This window comes from Homoserinibacter sp. YIM 151385 (genome assembly GCF_027912415.1).
Taxonomy (GTDB): Bacteria; Actinomycetota; Actinomycetes; order Actinomycetales; family Microbacteriaceae; genus Schumannella.
In genome coordinates this window covers 1248514-1266198 of the sequence record NZ_CP115175.1, presented here as the reverse complement: position 1 = coordinate 1266198, position 17685 = coordinate 1248514, and the positions used below count along the sequence as shown (strand labels likewise).

Here is a 17685-nt window from a genome sequence, read left to right as displayed (position 1 = left end):
CGGCGTCCCGCAGGACGCGGGCCGCGCGGTGCGTCCCTAGAGCTCGTTCTGGCGCGGGATCACGACCTGCTTGACGATGAGCAGGATCGCGGCCGCCGTGGGGATCGCGACGAGCGCGCCGAGGATGCCGAGCAGCGTGCCGCCCGCGAGCGCGGCGATGACGACGACCACGCCCGGGACCTTCACCGCGCGGTTCATGATGTTCGGGCTCAGCACGTACGCCTCGACCTGCATGTACACGAGGTAGTAGATGCCGACCGCGAGCACCGAGGGCCAGCCGTTGAAGAGCAGGACCGCGAGCGTGATGAGCACCGAGCCCGAGATCGTGCCGACGAGCGGCACGAGCGAGAACAGGAAGGCGATGAACGCGAGCAGCGCCGAGTACTCGGCCCGGACGATGAAGGTCAGGAACACGAAGCTCAGCACGCCGTTGACGAGCGCGAGCGAGACCTGGCCGATGACGTAGCGGCCGACCGAGTCGGAGATCTGCTCCGCGATGTCGGTGAACTTCTCGCGGCGCGTCGCCGGCACGAGCTGGTAGAGGCCGCGCTTGATGCTCGCGAGCGAGGAGACGAAGTACAGGGTCAGGATGAGCACGATGACGCCGCCGAAGGCGCCCGTCGCGACCGAGATCGCGCCCTGGAGCACGTTGTTGGTGAGTCCCGTGATGTTGTTCGGATCCCCGAAGAAGTCGGTGATCGCCTTGACGACATCGTCGTACTGGAGCCACGGCACGGCCGCCTCGACGTAGTCCCGCACCTCGTTCGTGTTGAAGACCGCGTCGATGAGGCGCGGCACCTGCTTGATCAGGGTGTTCACCTGGTCCGCGATGACGGGGATGATCGCGAGCACCAGCCCCGCGAAGAGCCCGAGCACGCCGAGCAGGACGAGGAGGATCGCGAGCCAGCGCGGCAGGCCCCGCTTCTCGAGCCAGGTGACGGCCGGGTCGATGCCGAGCGCGAGGAACAGCGCCGCCCCGATGTAGGTCAGGATCGTCGCGAGCGACTGGATGCCGGCCCCGATCGCGAGGGCGACGAGGACGCCGAGCCCGCCGAACAGGCCCAAGCGGAACGCGTTCTGGATCTTCACGTGGGCTCCTCGCCTCAGTTGTCGCTCGTGACGCGCTCGGCCTGGGTGAGCATGCCGCGCAGGTTCTCGAAGTAGCCGGCCACGGCCTCCCGCTCCACCTGGATGCGGGAGAGCCGCTCCTCGGCGTCCTGGAGGAGCTCGGCCGACTGGGCCTGCGCCTCGGAGACGATCGCGCGCGAGCGGGACTCGGCGTTCTCGAGGATCTCGGCGGCCGTCTTCCGCGCGTCCGCGAGGAGCCTCTTGGACTCCTTCGCGTTGACGCTCTCGAGCTTCTCGACCTCGGCGCGCTTCTCGGCGGCGTGCTCCTGCGCCTCGGCGAGCTGGGCCTGCGCCTCCTCGAGGAAGCGCTGCGTCGAGCCGCGGGCCTCCTCGTGCGCGGCGCGGTACTCGGCCTCCGCCTCCTCGCGGCGGGCGGTGATCTCGAGGTCGAGATCGGTGCGCGCCTGCTCGGCTTCGGCCTCGAGCGCGGTGCGCTGCGCGGCCGTGTCGGCGGCGAGTGCGGCGCGGGCCGCCTCGGTCTCCTGTGCGAGGGCCGCGGCCTCGCGGGCGGTGTCCCGCTCGTGGTCCGCGCGGCGCTTCGCGATCTCGGAGTCGAGAGCGGCGCGCTGCTCCTGGATGTCGTGGTCGAGCTCCGCGCGTCGGCCGGTGATCTCGGCCTCGAGGTCCGCCCGGCGACCCGTGATCTCGGCGTCGAGCGTCTCGCGCTCGCCCGCGATGAGCGCGTCGTGCGTCTCGCGCTCGCTCGCGATGGCGGCGTCGTGCGCCTCGCGCTCCCGCTCGAGCTCTCCCTGGAGCGCCGCGCTGCCCTGCTCGATCTCGCGGGCGAGGTCGCCGCGCGCCTTCTCCGCCTCGGCGGCGAGCGTGTCGCGCACCTGCTTCTGCTCCGCGTCCAGCGTGGTGCGGGTCTCGGCGAGGTCGGACTCGATGGTGACGCGGGCCTGCTCGAGGTCGGCCTCGATGCGCTGCTGCGTCGAGGCGACGTCGGAGGCGAGCTGGGCGCGCGTGTGCGTCGCGTCCGCCTCGAGCTGGGCGCGCTGCTGGGTCACGTCGGCGTCGAGCTCGGTGCGGATGCTGAGGACCTCGGCGTCGAGCGCCTGCCGCGTCTGCGCGACCTCGGCCTCGAGCTGCGCGCGGGTCTCGGACACCTCCGCCTCGAGCGCGGCGCGCGTCGTCTCGACCTCGGTCTCGAGCTCGCGCCGTCCCGTCGTCAGCTCCTTGCGGAGCTTCGCGCGCTCCGACTTGAGCTCCCGCGCGAGCTCGCGCTTCGCGGTGCCGACCTCCTCGGCCAGACCGCTGCGGGTCGTCTCGACCTCCTCGGCCAGCTCGCGCTGCGTGCGCTCGACCTCCTCGGCCAGCTCGCGTCGGGTGCGCTCCACGTCGGCGTCGAGCTCGGCGCGGGTCGAGGTGACGTCGTCGTCGAGCTGGGCGCGGGTCGCGGCCACGTGCTCGTCGAGGTCGCGGCGCGTGCTCGCGTCGTGCTCCTCGAGCGCGGCGCGGGCCGTGGCGACCTCGGCCTCGAGCTCGCGACGGCCTCGAGCGAGCTCGGCGTCGTGCGCCTCGCGCTCGGCGAGGACGGCCGCGTCATGCTCGGCGCGGGCCGTCGTGAGCTCCTGCTCGAGCTTCGCGCGCTCGGAGGACACCTGGGCCTCGAGCGCCGCCTTCGTCGTGCCGACCTCGCCGGCCAGCTCGGCACGGCCCGTCTCGAGCTCCTGGAGGAGGTCGGCGCGTGTGCGGGCCGCCTCGGCCTCGAGCTCGGCGCGGGTGCTCGTGAGCCAGGACTCGTGCTCGGCGCGCTGCGGGCCGACCTCGGCCTCGAACTCGGCGCGCACCCGCTCCTGCTCGGCCTTGAGCTCGGCGCGTGCGGCCCGCAGCTCCTCCTTGAGCTCGGCGCGCACGCGCTTCTGCTCGGCCTTGAGCTCGGCGCGCTGCGTGCGCGTCGACTGCTCGAGCTCGCCGCGCTGGGTCGCGGTCGACTGCTCGAGCTCGGCGCGATCCCTCTCGGTGCGCGACTCGAGGTCGACGCGGGCGGCGGTCGTGTCGTTCTCGAGCGCGCTCCGCGCATCCGCGATCTCGCGCTCGAGGTCGGTGCGGCCCTGCTCGAGGTCGCGCTCGAGGTCGCCGCGGCGGCGCGCGTCCTCCGCGTCGAGCTCGGTGCGGCGCTGCTCGGTGTCGCGTGCGAGGGCGGCCGCCTCCTCGCGCGCCTGGCGCACCTCGCGCTGCGCGGCGGCTCGGAGCTCCGCGATCTCGCGCTCGACCTCCGTGCGCAGCGCGCCGGCCTCCCTCCGGCTCGCGGCACGCTGGTCGGCTGCCTCCGTGGCGACGGAGCCGCGGATGGATGCGGCCTCGCGGACGGCATCCTGCGTGAGCTTCTCGGCCTCGGTGCGCGCGCGACCGAGCGTCAGTGCGGCCTCCTCGCGGGCGTCGCCGAGGATCTGCTCCACCTGGGCGGTGGCGTCGGCGACGATGCGCTCGGCGTGCGAGGAGGACTCGGTGCGGAGGGCGGCGATCTCGCCCTGCACCTCGGAGCGGAGCTTCTCGGCGTCGATGTCGGCCTGGCTGATCAGGCGGGTCGCCTGCTCCTCGGCGGTGCGGAGCGTGCTCTCGAGCTTCGTGCCGAGCCCGCTGTAGGTCGGGCTGCCGACCTCGTCGAGCTCCGCCTGCAGGTCCTCGTTGACGGCCTGGAGGCGCTTGAGCTCCTTGCTCTGCTCCGTCTTCGCGGAGTTCGCCTGGATGAGCTCGCGCCGGAGGCCGCCGATGGCCTTGTCGACCTCGTCCTTCTTGTATCCGCGCAGCTCCGTGGGGAAGATCGCGTCGTCTGCGGCCACACCTGCTCCTCGGTCGGGGACATGCCAGATCAGGAGCCCGAGTCTAGTCGCCGCCGCCTCCCGGGACGATGCCGAGGAGCCGTCGCGATCCAGGGCCCGCCCAGACTTCTTTCAGCGCCCGGCCGGGGAGGTCGTCGGGGCGTCGGGTACGCTTGCATGTCTTTATCTGCTGCCCCGACCGACCCGGAGGCGGGATGCCGACGAGCCGAGCCGCGACCAGCGCGGAGACGGGCGCGCGGCAGGGCGCCGGCGACCGCCGGGCTCGCAGCACGAGAGGAGAGTTCCCGTGCGATTCGTGATCGCGATCGTGCTGTTCATCGGCGCGTTCCTGTCGATCGGCTACGGCATCGCCCAGCGCACCGTCCTGGCCGGACCCGACGAGCGGATCGCCATGGGCGACGTGACGTCGGCGGCCCCCGTGACCCTCATCCGCGGCGAGACCCTCAACGCGGTCGACGGCCAGCAGCGCATCTCGATCTCGGGCGAGGGACCGCTCGTCGCCGCCTACGGGCGCACGGGCGACGTGCTCGCCTGGATCGGCGAGGCCGGCTACAACGACGTCGTCCTCGACGAGGCGACCGGCGAGCTCCGCGCCGAGGAGATCTCGGGCGGCGAGACCGAGATCCCGAGCGCGGTCGGCTCGGATCTGTGGCTCGGCGAGCAGGAGAGCGACGGCGAGGTCACCCTCCGCATCAACGCCCCCGAGGGCATCTCGGTGCTCGTGATGAGCACCGCGGAGCCGGCGCCGGCGGCCGGCGAGGACGCGCCCGCCGAGGGCGACGCCGCGGCCGAGGACGACGCCGCAGCCGATGCCGCCGCGGAGGGCGATGCCGCGGTCGCCGCCGTCACGCCGCCGGCGCCCGGCCAGGTCTCGCTCCGCTGGCCCGTCGACAACTCCGCGCCCTGGTCGGGCCCGCTGATCCTCGGCGGCACGATCGCCCTGCTCGGCGGTCTCATCTCCTTCATCTGGGCGCTCCTCCACGCGCGTCGCCGCCGCGGTCCCCGCCGCAAGCAGCCCCGTCTGCCCCGCCCGCCCCGGCCGCCGCGCCTCACCGCGCGCAACGCCAAGCCGCCGAAGGCCGTCGAGGCCGGGCCCAGCAGCTCGCGCCGTCGCCTCACCGCCTTCACGCCCGTGCTCCTCGTGCCCGCGCTGCTCCTCGCGGGCTGCACCTCCGACGGCGGCGTGCCGCCGCTCTTCGACGAGGCCTCGCCCGCGCCGAGCGGGAGCGCCGCCCCCGGCGACGCCGCGGCGACGCAGACCGTCGCGGTCACGCAGCGCCAGTTCGCGAAGATCCTCGAGTCGACGGCGGCGACGATCGCCGAGGCCGACGAGGCGCGCGACGCCGAGCTCGCCGGGTCGCGGCTCTCGGGTCCGGCGCTCGAGCTGCGTCTCGCGAACTACAAGCTCCGCAAGAACGACCGGAGCGAGAAGGCGCTCGACCCGATCCCGACCGGTCGGGTCGAGCTGCTCCTGCCGCAGCAGAACGACGGCTGGCCGAGGACGGTCTTCGCGGTCGTGAGCGATCCGGAGAACGAGAAGGCGGCCCCGCAGGCGCTCATGCTCGAGCAGGCCTCCCCGCGCGACCCGTACACGATCGAGTACGCGCTGGGTCTCGAGCCGAGCATCCGCCTGCCCGACGTCGCCTCCGCCGCGACGGGCGCGAGCCGACTCCCGACCGACCTCAAGCTGCTCGCGATGGCGCCGGATCAGCTCGCCACCGCGTACGGCGACATCCTCGCGAAGGACGCGAAGAGCTCCTACATCGATCAGTTCGTCGCCGAGGGCGACACGCTCCGCGACCAGGTCGGCGTGAAGATCAAGGCCTCCCGGAAGAAGGACGTCGAGAAGGGGGGCCTCGCCCGCTACGCCATCAAGGCGGCGCAGGGCAAGGCGGAGACGATCGCCTTCGGCACGAACGACTCCGGTGCGATCGTCGCGACCGAGCTCAACGAGGTCGAGTCGGTCAAGCCGCGCCAGTCGGGCGCCTCCATCAGCACCGAGGGCCGGGTGAAGGCGCTCTCCGGCAAGTCGAGCACCACCCGCGGCTTCCTCTCGACCTACGGCTACCAGCTGCTGTTCTACGTCCCCAACGTGACCGCGGAGGACCAGCGCGTCGTCCTCCTCGGCTACGCGGAGGGGCTCACGAGCTCCAAGGAGGCTCCACGATGACCGACCCCACCGGCATGACCCCCGCGAGCCTCCGAGGCGCGGTCGATCTGAGCCGCCTCGCGGATCCGCGACGTGGGCAGGCCCCCGCCGGCGCGACGCCCGGCGCCGCGGGCGGCGCCCCCGGCGCGCCCGCCCCCGAGGCGGGCCAGCCGCTCGTCTTCGAGACGGGGGATGCCGGCTTCGAGCGGGTCCTCGACCTCTCGGCGACCGTCCCGGTCATCGTCGAGGTCATCGCGCCCGGGCTGGAGTCGGCGCTCGGGGATGCCGTGCGGGCCTACGAGGGCCGCCTCGCCCTGGCCGTCGTCGACGGCTCCGCGAACCCGCAGCTCGCGCAGGCCTTCCAGGTGCAGCAGGTGCCCACCATCGCCGCGGTGGTCGGCGGGCGCCCGCTCTCGCTCATGGTCGGCGTGCCGAGCCCGGAGGAGCTCCGCCAGGTGCTCGATCAGGTGCTCGAGTTCGCAGCCCAGAACGGCGTGACGGGCCGGCTGCCGGTCGATGCCGCCGAGGCGCCGCAGGGCGGGCCGGAGCCGGCGCCGCTCCCGCCGCTCCACCAGGCCGCCTACGACGCGATCGAGCGCGGCGACTACGCGAGTGCGATCGAGTCCTATCGGAAGGCGCTCGCCGAAAACCCGCGCGATGCCGACGCGAGCGCGGGCCTCGCCCAGGTCTCCCTGCTCCATCGGCTCCAGGGCCTGGACGCGGGCGAGATCCGGAAGGCCGCGGCGGACGCCCCCGCCGATGTCGACGCGCAGCTCGCGGTCGCCGACCTCGACCTCTCGGGCGGCCACCTCGACGACGCCTTCGGCCGGCTCCTCGACCTCTTCACGGGCGCCGACCCCGCGGACCGCGACCGCATCCGCACCCGGCTCCTCGAGCACTTCGAGCTCACCGGCGCGGAGGACCCCCGCGTCGCGGCCGCCCGTCGGCGCCTCATGACCCTGCTCTACTGAGCCGAGTACCGAAACGCTCCCGGATCGCCGAATCGTCGCGGCGATCCGGGAGCGTCTCACGAGCCCGGCAGGGGGCAGGCGCTCAGTCGCGCTTGCGGAGCCAGAGGCCGGCGAGCGGGGGGAGCGTGACCTCGGCGGAGGCCGGGCGGCCGTGCCAGGACGTGTCGTCGGCCTCGACGGCGCCGTAGTTGCCGACGCCCGAGCCGCCGAACTCGGCGGCGTCCGTGTTGAGGACCTCCTCCCAGGTGCCCGCCTCCGGCAGGCCGATGCGGAAGGGGCCGACGGTGTTGCCGCCGAAGTTGTGGATGCAGGCCAGCTGCTCGCCACCCGAGCCGCGGCGCAGGAACGCGACCACGTTCTGCTGGGGCTCGTTCGCGATCCACTCGAAGCCCTCAGGTGCCGAGTCGATCGACCAGAGCGCCGGCTCTGCCCGGTACACGCGGTTGAGTTCGGCGACGAGGCGCTGGAGGCCGCGGTGGACCGGCTGGTCGAGGATCCACCAGTCGAGGCCGCGCGACTCGCTCCACTCGCTGGGCTGACCGAACTCGGAGCCCATGAAGAGCAGCTGCTTGCCGGGGTGCGACCACATGAACGACAGGTAGGCGCGCGCGTTCGCGAGCTTCTGCCACTGGTCGCCCGGCATGCGGCCGAGGAAGGAGCCCTTGCCGTGCACGACCTCGTCGTGGCTGATCGGCAGCAGATACGACTCGCTGAAGGCGTAGACGAAGCTGAAGGTGATCTCGTTGTGGTGGTGCGAGCGCCACATCGGGTCCTCGCCGATGTAGTGGAGCGAGTCGTGCATCCACCCCATGTTCCACTTCAGGCCGAAGCCCAGGCCGCCCTGATCGGTCGGCTTCGTGACGCCGGGGAAGGAGGTCGACTCCTCGGCGATCATGACGATGCCGGGGTTGCGCTTGTAGGCGGTCGCGTTGACCTCCTGGAGGAAGTCGATCGCCTCGAGGTACTCGCGGCCGCCGTGGATGTTCGGCTCCCAGCCGCCCTCCTGTCGGGAGTAGTCGCGGTAGATCATGCTCGCGACGGCATCCACCCGCAGCCCGTCGATGTGGAACTCCTCGAGCCAGTAGAGGGCGTTCGCGACGAGGAAGTTCCGCACCTGCGAGTTGCCGAAGTCGAAGATGTAGGTGCCCCAGTCCTTGTGCTCGCCGAGGCGGGGGTCGCCGTGCTCGTAGAGCGGCTCGCCGTCGAAGCGGGCGAGCGCCCACTCGTCGGTCGCGAAGTGCCCGGGGACCCAGTCCATGATCACGCCGATGCCGGCGCCGTGGAGGCGGTCGATGAGGTACTTGAGGTCGTCGGGGTGGCCGAAGCGGCTCGTCGGCGCGAAGTAGCCGGTGACCTGGTAGCCCCAGGAGCCGCCGAAGGGGTGCTCGGCGAGCGGCAGGAACTCGACATGCGTGAAGCCGAGCTCGGTGACGTAGCCGATGAGCTCGTCGGCGGCCTCGCGATACCCGAGGCCCGGCTTCCAGGAGCCGAGGTGGAGCTCGTAGACGCTCATGGCGGACTGGTGCGGGTCGGTCTCGGCCCGGCCCCGCATCCACGCCCCGTCCTCCCACTCGTAGGCCGTGTCGCCGACGCGGCTCGCGGTCGAGGGCGGCACCTCGGTGTAGCGCGCCATGGGGTCGGCGCGCGTGACCCACTCGCCCGCGCGGGTGAGGAGCTCGAGCTTGTAGTTGGTGCCGGCGCCGAGGCCGGGCACGAAGAGCTCCCAGATGCCGGAGCCGAGGCGGCGCATCGCGTGGCCGACGCCGTTCCAGCCGTTGAAGTCGCCGACGACGCGGGCCGCCTCGGCGTGCGGCGCCCAGACGGAGAAGGCGGTGCCGTCGACGCCCTCGTGCTCGCGGTGGTGCGCGCCGAGCCAGTGCCACAGCTGCTCGTGGCGGCCCTCGCCCCAGAGATGCAGGTCGATCTCGCCGACCGTCGGCACGAAGCGGTACGGGTCGCCGACGGTCCAGGTCTCGCCGCCGCCGTAGACGGCCTCGAGCTCGTAGGCCTGCCCCGGGCCGGGCGCGACCGCGTGCCAGAGGCCGCGGTCGTGGTGGCTGAGCGGGATGCGGGTGCCGTCCTCGAGGATCGCCGTCACCTGCTCGGCGAGCGGCCGGATCGCGCGGATGACGCGACCGCCGTCCGCGTCGTGGGATCCGAGCGCGGCGTGCGGCTCGGGGTGCCGGCCCTCGACGAGGGCGGCGACATGGTCGGGGTGGAGCTCGGGCGGCTGCGGTGCGGCGGCCCGGCTGGTGGTCTGCGTGGTCATCTCAGCGCCCCCTCGGGTACTCGATCTCGAGGATGTGGACCGGCTCGCTGAAGGCGTCGAGCCGGACGTAGTTCGACTCGCGCCAGGTCCAGCGTGCACCGGTCACCACATCCCGCACGGTGAACTCGGCACCGGGCTCGAGGCCGAGCGTCGCGAGGTCCAGGTGCACGGTCGTCTCGCGGACGGAGTGCGGGTCGACGTTCGCGACCACGATCACCCCGTCGGGTCTGCCGCCGGGGGCGTGCGCCGCATCCAGCGTCTTGGAGTAGACGAGGATGGCGTCGTCCTCCGACCAGTGCAGCTCGAGGTTGCGGAGCTGCCGGAGCGCGGGGTGCTCGGCCCGCGCGCGGTTGAGCATCGTGAGGTACGGCGCGAGGGAGGAGCCGGCGGCCTCGGCGGCCGCCCAGTCGCGCTGCTTGTACTCGTACTTCTCGTTGTCGATGTTCTCCTCGCTGCCGGGCCGCGCGATGTCCTCGAAGAGCTCGTAGCCCGCGTAGACGCCCCAGGTGGGCGCGGCGGTCGCGGCGATCGCGGCGCGCACCTTGTAGGCGGGGCGGCCGCCGAACTGCAGATACTCGGTGAGGATGTCGGGGGTGTTCACGAAGAGGTTCGGTCGCAGGTAGTCGGCCGAGTCCTTCGCGAGGCCGGAGAGGAACTCCTCGAGCTCCTCCTTCGTGTTCCGCCAGGTGAAGTACGTGTACGACTGGTGGAAGCCGGCGCCCGCGAGCGAGTGGAGCATCGCGGGTCGGGTGAAGGCCTCCGCGAGGAACACGACATCCGGGTGCTCCTCGGCGACGACCGCGAGCAGCCACTCCCAGAAGTCGAGGGGCTTCGTGTGCGGGTTGTCGACCCGGAAGATCTTCACGCCCTGCGCGATCCAGTGCCGCACGATGCGGAGCACCTCGGCGCGGATGCCCTCGGGGTCGTCGTCGAAGTTGACCGGGTAGATGTCCTGGTACTTCTTGGGAGGGTTCTCGGCGTAGGCGATCGAGCCGTCGGGCCGGCTCGTGAACCACTCGGGGTGCTCGCGCACCCAGGGGTGATCGGGGGAGGCCTGCAGCGCGAGGTCGAGCGCCACCTCGATGCCCTGCTTCCGGGCGGCCCTCACGAAGCGGCGGAAGTCCTCGAGGGTGCCGAGGTCCGGGTGGACGGCGTCGTGGCCGCCCTCGGCGGCGCCGATCGCCCAGGGGCTGCCCGGGTCGCCGGGGGCCGCGGTCGTGGAGTTGTTGGGGCCCTTGCGGAATGCGCGCCCGATCGGGTGGATGGGCGGCAGGTAGAGCACGTCGAAGCCCATCGCCGCCACACCCGGGAGCCGCTTCTCGGCGGTGCGGAAGGTGCCGCTCTTCCAGCTGCCGTCCTTCCGACGCGTCGCGCCCTCGGAGCGGGGGAAGAACTCGTACCAGGAGCCGACGGCGGCGCGCGCGCGCTCGACGTGGAGCTCGTGCTCCTCGCTCCAGGTCTCGAGCGAGGTGATGGGCGCCTGCTCGATCGCGGCCGCGAGCCGGGCGTCGTGTGCGGCGCGGAGGCGGTCCTGCGGGGGCCTCCCGGCATCCAGCAGGGTCGTGCGGGCGTCCTTGAAGACCCTCGTCGCGCGCCCCGCGAGCAGCTCGGCGCCCATCTGCAGGACGAGCTCCTGATCCTGCTCGGCCGCGATCTTGATGTCGGCGGCGTGCAGCCAGGTCGCCCAGTCGTCGCGGGCGGCGAGGATGCGGAAGCGCCAGTCGCCGGGCGCCGTGATCGGCACGTGCGCCTGCCACCGGTCGGTGCCGCTCGCGCCGGCCGCGAGGCGGCGGCGGGTGACGGCGCCGTCGGGGTCGCGGAGCTCGACCTCGACGCGGAGCAGGTCGTGCCCCTCCTTGAAGACGGTGGCGCCGAAGGGCACGATCTCGCCCTCGAAGGCCTTCGCGCGCCATCGGCGCTCAGGCTGCGCAGGGGTCACCTGGCGGATCGGGATGCGGCCGATCCGGGGGTCTCGGGGTCGGGGGAGCGGCTCGTGCCGGTCCTGCGGGCTCTGGTGGTCCTTCGCGGTGTTCGCCACGTCTCGACCGTATCGCGCGGGTGGCGGGCGCGGTCAGGACTTTCAGGCCCCGTTGAAGGTCGGCGCGCGCCGTCGGCGCCATCCCCGCGGCGGCCCGTCGCGCGTCCCCCGAGTTGTCCCCCGATCGTGCCCCCGGACGGGGGTGATGTGGGAAACATGTACCCCGATCTCCGAAGCGGATCGATGCGGGAGCATTCAGTCAAAATCGGGCAAATGCCTGATCAAGATCCATATAATGGATTCTGGAAGCGTTTTCGCGTCACCCCCGCATTGGGTACGTCGTGTCACCTTGTCCGCGCTATGGAGGACACGTAGTGTTTTCAGCGGGGGAACACCGCTCTTCGAGCCCGAAACTCGAGGAGCCGCGAAAACCCGCTTCCCCGACAACCCGAATACCCGAACGCCACCCGAGGCACCCACCGACCGGCCGAACCCTAGCGGCCGGCGACCGGCGTGCCGGCTGGCCGCCGATCGGCCGAACCCTAGCGGCCGATCAGCGGCGATCTCGCATGCCCGTCGACGGTGGATCTTGCGAAAGGAATACCCGAAATGAACAAGCTCCTCAAGGGCTCCATCGCCGGTGCTGCCGGCATCGCCCTCCTCCTCGGCGGCGCGGGCACCTTCGCGCTGTGGAACGACTCCGAGAACATCAGCTCGAGCAACATCTCGACCGGTGAGCTCGGGATCGACCTCAGCGGCGCCGGCACCTGGCAGGACGTCTCGAGCGACGTCACGCCCGCCACCATCAGCCCGGCCACGTTCCGCATGGTCCCCGGCGACAAGGTCCGCTTCGAGCAGAACGTCACCATCAAGGCGTCCGGCAAGAACCTCAAGGCCGAGCTCGCCTTCGCCCCCGGCGCCAACGCCATCCCCGCCTCGCTCTCCTCGGCGACGACCGTCACGGTCGGCGCGGCGATCGTCGGCACCGGCAACGCGACCGTCGTGTCGCAGGGTGCGGGCACCAACAAGTTCACGATCACCCCGACGACCGCCGGCGACACCACCGTCAAGGTCACGATCGACATCGAGCTCAGCAAGACGGGCCTCACCGGCGCCAACGGCCAGAACGCGACGATCAACCTCGCCGCGGCGAACTTCGCGCTGACCCAGGTCCGCCCGTAGCACCAGCGGGGCGCGCCGCGATCTCGCGGCGCGCCCCATCGGCGGTCCGGCCGCCGACCCCGCACGACACGACACGACGACGCCACGACACGCAGACAGGAGGAGGACGAGATGAGCAGCAGCACCGCGCGTCTGGGCCGAATCCCCGTCGCCGTCCGCGCGCTCCTCACCACCACGGCGATCTTCCTCCTCGCCATCTTCATCTCGGTCTCGGCCGCGGGCACCACCTGGGCCTTCTGGAACGGCGCCGTCCCCGCGAGCGGCGCGACCCTCAAGACCGGGCAGACGACGCTCACCATCAACGACGTCACGGCGTACACGATGCCGAACCTCAGCACGACGCCGCTGCTGCCCGGACGCTCGGTCGTCCCCGCCCAGCCGCTCGTGCTGCGCAACGCCAGCGACGTCCCGCTGTCCGTCTCGATCACCGGGACGAGCATCGCGCACTCCGGCCTCGCCGGCTCGCTGAACATCTCGGTGCGGACCACCACCGGCACCTCCTGCACGGTGACCCCGGCCTCGGAGCCGCTGCCCGCCAGCTTCACCGCCTTCACGCTCGCGAAGAACGCGACCGCGAAGCTCTGCGTCGAGGTGCGCCTCGCCTCGACGGCGCCCGCGAGCCTCCAGGGCGTCGCGAGCGACTTCACCGTCAGCATCGGCGGAACGCAGGTGCGACCGTGAGCCTGCGCACCCGCATCGCGGCGATCCTCGGGATCGTCCTCTTCGTCTTCCTGGCCGGCACCGGCAGCGCCTGGGCGCTCTGGGCCACGAGCGCGACCACCGGCGGCACCGTCCGCGTCGCGAACCTCCAGGACGCCTGCCAGAACGTCACCGCGCTCGTCAACGCGAGCTTCGAGGAGCCGGTCGTCCCGAACACGTACTACAACGTGGCGAACGGCAACATGCCCGGATGGCGCAGCGTCGACGACACCGGCGCCGTCGCCCCCATCGAGGTCTGGAAGGGCACGACGGAGGGCAAGGAGCCGCCCGTCGGCAACCAGTTCGTCGAGCTCAACGCGAACGCCCCCGGCACCCTCTTCCAGTCCATCGCCACGACGCCGGGCCAGGTCCTGCAGTGGTCGCTCCTGCACCGCGCACGCCAGGGCACCGACACGATGGAGCTCTTCATCGGAGCCGTCGGCACGCCGCAGGCCGCCGACTCGCAGGGGCAGTTCAAGACGAGCACCGCGGCCTGGGTCCGCTACTCGGGCGCCTACGTCGTCCCCGCCGGGCAGACCATGACGCAGCTCGCCTTCAAGGCGGTCGCGACCGGCTCGGGCGACCGCACGATCGGCAACCTCCTCGACGACGTGTCCTTCGGCTCCGGCCCCTGCCTCGAGATCGACTCGGCGGCGGCCAACATCACGAACCCGGGCGGCGCCTACCGCGTCGGGGATGTCGTCGAGTACACCGAGACGGTCACGAACGAGGGCAGCAGCCCCGGTCTCTGGTCGACGTACGCCTTCCCGCTGCCCGCCGGGGTCGAGCTCGTGTCGAGCTCCATCTCCATCAACGGCACCTCGCGCACCGCCGCCGCCGACAGCGATCCGGTGGACTACGCGAGCGGCTCGCGCACGCTCACCGCGCGGCTGGGCGCCGGCGCGACCTCGAGCCAGGGCGGCAGCATCGCACAGGGCACGACCATCGTCCTTCGGTACCGGGCCACGATCCAGGCGTCCGCCGCCGAGCGCACCGTGCCGCACGCGCCGTCGGTGGAGTACGTCAACGACCTGGCGCCGAACTGGGGGCGCACCGCGGTCTCGCCGGGCGCGCCGATCTCGGTCGGCCCCGCCGCGGACCTCGCGGTCGGCGTCACGGCGAACCCCGCCGCCGTCAACCGGACCAGCACCGCGACGCCCGTCACCTGGACGATCCGCCTCGCGAACAACGGGCCGTCGGCGACCACCGGTCCGGTGGTCTCGGTCACCCTGCCGAGCGGCGTCACGGGATCCGGCATCCCCTCCGGCACCGGATTCATCTGCACGGCCTTCGCGTCGAACGTCTCGAACTGCACCTATCAGGGCACGCTCGCCTCGGGGCAGGCCCAGACCGTCTCCGTGACGCGGAACGTGCCGGCGAACCCGACGATGGGCGCCTCGTACTCGGTGGGGGCCGCCATCGCCTCCTCCGCGACGCACGACCACGTGACCTCGAACAACTCCGCGTCGGGCGCGACCACCGTCGTCGACACCCAGGCGCCGACGGCGCCCGGGAACGTCACCGCGGGGCCGGCGACGAACAGCACCAACGGGACGCAGGCGCGCATCGCCTGGAGCGCATCCAGCGACAACGTCGGCGTCACCGGCTACCGCGTCTACCGCGACGGCGTCCTCGCCGCGAGCACCTCGTCGCTCAGCGCGACCGTCTCCGGGCTCACCGCCGGCTCCACCTACACCTGGACCGTGCGCGCCGTGGACGCCGCGGGCAACATCTCGACCGCGTCGACCGCCGTCTCCGCGACCCAGTTCAACCAGAGCCAGTACTACTCGATCCAGAACCTCAACAGCGGTCTCTGCGTCCAGACGCCGTACACGAACGCGGTCGGCATCCTCCAGCAGGTCGCCTGCGCCACCGCGATGGGGAACCAGCGCTGGCGGTTCGTGGCCACGAACGACGGGTGGTACACCGTCCGCACGAGCAACGCCATGGGCGGGTGGATGATCCAGCCGCAGACCTCGACGGTGCCGGACACGAACAACGGCGCGCAGGCCATCTACCGCGATGTGACCGACGCGCCCGAATGGGCGGAGTTCCGACCCGTCGCCGAGGCGGACCGCGGGACCTGGACCTTCCAGATCCGGAGCAGCGGCAAGTGCCTCGACGTGCCGAACGCCTCGACCGCGACCGGGGTGCAGCTCCAGCAGTACGAGTGCAACACGACGTGGGCGCAGTCCTTCCGGCTCACCCCGGTGAACTGATGGGCGCCGGGATCGTGCGTCGTGCGATCGCGGGCCTCGCGATCGCCGTCACCGCGGCGGCGGGCCTCGCGCTCGCCCCCGCGACGTCGGCGAGCGCCTCCGGCGGCCAGCTGCTCGTGAGCGACGACGGGGTCAACTTCTTCAGCGGGTTCGGCGGCGGGCTCTTCGAGGACATGGAGGCGCTCGCGCCGCTCGGCTCGCACACCCGGAGCATCTGGATCCGCAACGCCACCGGCGACGACGCCCAGCTGCGGATCAGCGTCGCCGACGTCTCCATCCTGTCGCCCGAGCTCGCCTCGAACCTCAGCATCACGGCCGACGACGTCTCGCGCGGCTGGGAGACCACGACCATGTTCGACGAGCTGCGCCGGTGCGACATCGTCGTGCCGAGCCGGCTGATCCGAGCCGGTCGCACCATGCGCGTCGACTTCTCGGTGGCGATGCTCGACGTCGACGGGATGACCGCCCAGCTCAAGGCGGGCAGCCTGCGCCTGCGGGCGGCCATGCGCGACGGCGCGGCGGGGCCGTTCCCGGCCGACGCCTGCGAGGATGACGGCGTGGACGTGCCCTTCGTGCCGGTGGACCCCGCGGGAGCGGGCGGTCCCTCGATGCTCGGTCACACGGGCACCGAGGTGAGCGGGTGGTTCGTCGGCGCCGCCGCGCTCGTCGGCGTCGGCCTCCTCCTCGTCCTCGGCCGGCGCCGCCGCCGTGCGGAGGATCGGTGAGCCCGCGCCGCCGGCACGAGCCGATCGAGACGCCCGCGGTCGACCCCGACCTCTCGTCGCGCGCCCCCGAGCGTGAGGACGCCGCCGCCCCGGCGGCGTCGGAGGACGCGCTCGACGCGTCGCCGGAGCCCGCTCCCGCCGACCCGGCGAAGCGCGAGCGCGGCATCCTCTCCTACCTCGGCATCTCGCTGAGCGCGGCGCTGCTGCTCCTCGTCGTCGCGCTCGCCGCGATCGTCATCGTGATCCCGAAGGTCGCGGGCGGGATGCCGCTCACGGTGCTCACCAACTCCATGGAGCCCGACCTCCCGCCCGGCACCCTGCTCGTCGTGAGGCCGGTCGACTTCGACGACATCGAGGTCGGCGACGTCATCACCTATCAGGTGCGCTCGGGCGACCCCACGGTGATCACCCACCGCGTGATCGGCTTCACGAGCAGCTCCGACGGCGAGCCGCGGCTCGTCCTGCAGGGCGACAACAACGCCGTCCCCGACCCGGACCCGGTGCGCCCGATCCAGGTGCAGGCCGAGCTCTGGTACTCGATCCCGCTGCTCGGCTGGGTCAACAGCGCCGTCAACGGCGAGCAGCGCCCCTGGTTCGTCGGCATCGCCGCCGGGCTGCTGTTCTCCTACACCGGGTGGATGGTCATCACCGCCGTCCGCGACGGGAGCCGGCGTCGCCGCGAGAGGGCGACGGCCGCCGAGCAGCAGGCCGGGCACGACACCTGAAGTGGGGGCGCCGCCGCGCCCCGATCCCCCCGGAGTGGGGTGAACTGAGTTGTTGTCATGCTCGTCGCCCACGACGTAGCGTGCCAGTCACGGAGCCGCGCGACTCGCTTCCGTCACCGGGCGGAGGCGCCGGCGGGCTCCAGCACCGTCCGAACGCCACACTCCGAGGTGCGTGCTCCCGATCGGCCCCCTGCGGCCGCGAAGAGTCGTGCCCGCACGCCGGCACGCGCAGCTGCCGCGAAAGGAATCGCATCATGAACAAGCTCGTCAAGGGCTCGATCGCCACCGCCGCGGGCGTCGCGCTGCTCCTCGGCGGCGCCGGCACCTTCGCCCTCTGGAACGACTCCGCGGCCATCCAGGGCGGCACGATCTCCACGGGACGGCTCGACATCCAGCCGGTCGCCGACGCGCGATGGGCCGACGTCTCCTCCGGCACGCCGAGCGAATGGTCGCCCGAGACCGACCTGCTCGTGCCGGGCGACGTCGTCACCTTCACCCAGTCCGCCGACGTCATCGCGACCGGCAAGAACCTCCACGCCCGCTTCAGCTACGAGCCGGGCTCGATCGAGATCGACGAGTCGCTGAGCGACGACGTCCAGGTCACCTTCCTCGCGACGAAGGTGTCGGGCGACGCCGAGATCGTCCGCGTCGGCGACACGGACATCGAGATCGAGCCCGCCGATGGCGGCACCTCGCGCTTCGAGGTCCAGATCCGGGTGAGCTTCAGCGCCGACGCCGCCGGCCAGACCGGCCAGGGGCTCAGCTCCGGCATCGACCTCAGCGGCGCGCGCTTCGTCCTCGAGCAGCTGCGTCCCTAGCGTCCCGGGGTGCGCCGAACCTCGGCGCACCCCGTC

Annotated in this window: 12 protein-coding genes; 8 read left to right on the top strand and 4 right to left on the bottom strand. The window is 72.3% G+C overall.

Annotated features, from left to right (window positions below; translation table 11 throughout):
- Positions 1-36: 36 nt before the first annotated feature.
- Together OF852_RS06150 and OF852_RS06145 are read right to left on the bottom strand one after the other, a co-directional pair.
- Positions 37-1089: an AI-2E family transporter gene (locus OF852_RS06150; RefSeq protein ID WP_271120916.1), complete on the bottom strand. Its 1053-nt coding sequence runs from the start codon at positions 1087-1089 to the stop codon at positions 37-39.
- Positions 1090-1103: 14 nt separating this feature from the next.
- Entirely contained in the window at positions 1104-3914 is a 2811-nt protein-coding gene (locus OF852_RS06145) for a hypothetical protein (protein ID WP_271120915.1), read from the bottom strand.
- A gap of 286 nt (positions 3915-4200) precedes the next feature.
- On the opposite strand from OF852_RS06145, the gene OF852_RS06140 reads away from it, so the two are divergent.
- Both OF852_RS06140 and OF852_RS06135 read left to right on the top strand, forming a co-directional pair.
- Entirely contained in the window at positions 4201-6084 is a 1884-nt protein-coding gene (locus OF852_RS06140) for a hypothetical protein (RefSeq protein WP_271120914.1), read from the top strand.
- The gene (locus OF852_RS06135) at positions 6081-7034 is read left to right on the top strand and encodes a tetratricopeptide repeat protein (protein WP_271120913.1); all 954 of its coding nucleotides are present in this window, start codon (positions 6081-6083) and stop codon (positions 7032-7034) included. Before OF852_RS06140 ends, OF852_RS06135 begins: the two co-directional genes overlap by 4 nt.
- An 82-nt stretch (positions 7035-7116) precedes the next feature.
- Here the strand turns inward: OF852_RS06135 and glgB are convergent, their stop codons facing one another.
- Positions 7117-9303, bottom strand: coding sequence for a 1,4-alpha-glucan branching protein GlgB (gene glgB, locus OF852_RS06130; protein ID WP_271120912.1), 2187 nt, complete (start codon positions 9301-9303; stop codon positions 7117-7119).
- Position 9304: 1 nt separating this feature from the next.
- A complete protein-coding gene (locus OF852_RS06125) occupies positions 9305-11242 on the bottom strand; it encodes an alpha-1,4-glucan--maltose-1-phosphate maltosyltransferase (RefSeq protein ID WP_271121128.1) in 1938 nt (645 codons plus the stop codon).
- A gap of 648 nt (positions 11243-11890) precedes the next feature.
- On the opposite strand from OF852_RS06125, the gene OF852_RS06120 reads away from it, so the two are divergent.
- The 6 genes from OF852_RS06120 to OF852_RS06095 all read left to right on the top strand — a co-directional run bounded on the left by OF852_RS06120 (position 11891) and on the right by OF852_RS06095 (position 17649).
- The gene (locus OF852_RS06120) at positions 11891-12463 is read left to right on the top strand and encodes an alternate-type signal peptide domain-containing protein (protein ID WP_271120911.1); all 573 of its coding nucleotides are present in this window, start codon (positions 11891-11893) and stop codon (positions 12461-12463) included.
- Between the two features lie 111 nt (positions 12464-12574).
- Positions 12575-13144, top strand: coding sequence for a hypothetical protein (locus OF852_RS06115; protein WP_271120910.1), 570 nt, complete (start codon positions 12575-12577; stop codon positions 13142-13144).
- The gene (locus OF852_RS06110; protein ID WP_271120909.1) at positions 13141-15381 is read left to right on the top strand and encodes an RICIN domain-containing protein; all 2241 of its coding nucleotides are present in this window, start codon (positions 13141-13143) and stop codon (positions 15379-15381) included. The genes OF852_RS06115 and OF852_RS06110 overlap by 4 nt, the downstream gene beginning before the upstream one ends.
- Positions 15381-16106, top strand: coding sequence for an LPXTG cell wall anchor domain-containing protein (locus OF852_RS06105; RefSeq protein WP_271120908.1), 726 nt, complete (start codon positions 15381-15383; stop codon positions 16104-16106). Before OF852_RS06110 ends, OF852_RS06105 begins: the two co-directional genes overlap by 1 nt.
- Positions 16103-16831 carry a signal peptidase I gene (locus OF852_RS06100; RefSeq protein ID WP_271120907.1) on the top strand — a complete coding sequence of 243 codons (729 nt, stop codon included), beginning with the start codon at positions 16103-16105 and terminating at the stop codon, positions 16829-16831. Before OF852_RS06105 ends, OF852_RS06100 begins: the two co-directional genes overlap by 4 nt.
- Positions 16832-17085: 254 nt before the next feature.
- A complete protein-coding gene (locus OF852_RS06095; protein ID WP_271120906.1) occupies positions 17086-17649 on the top strand; it encodes an alternate-type signal peptide domain-containing protein in 564 nt (187 codons plus the stop codon).
- Positions 17650-17685 lie beyond the last annotated feature (36 nt).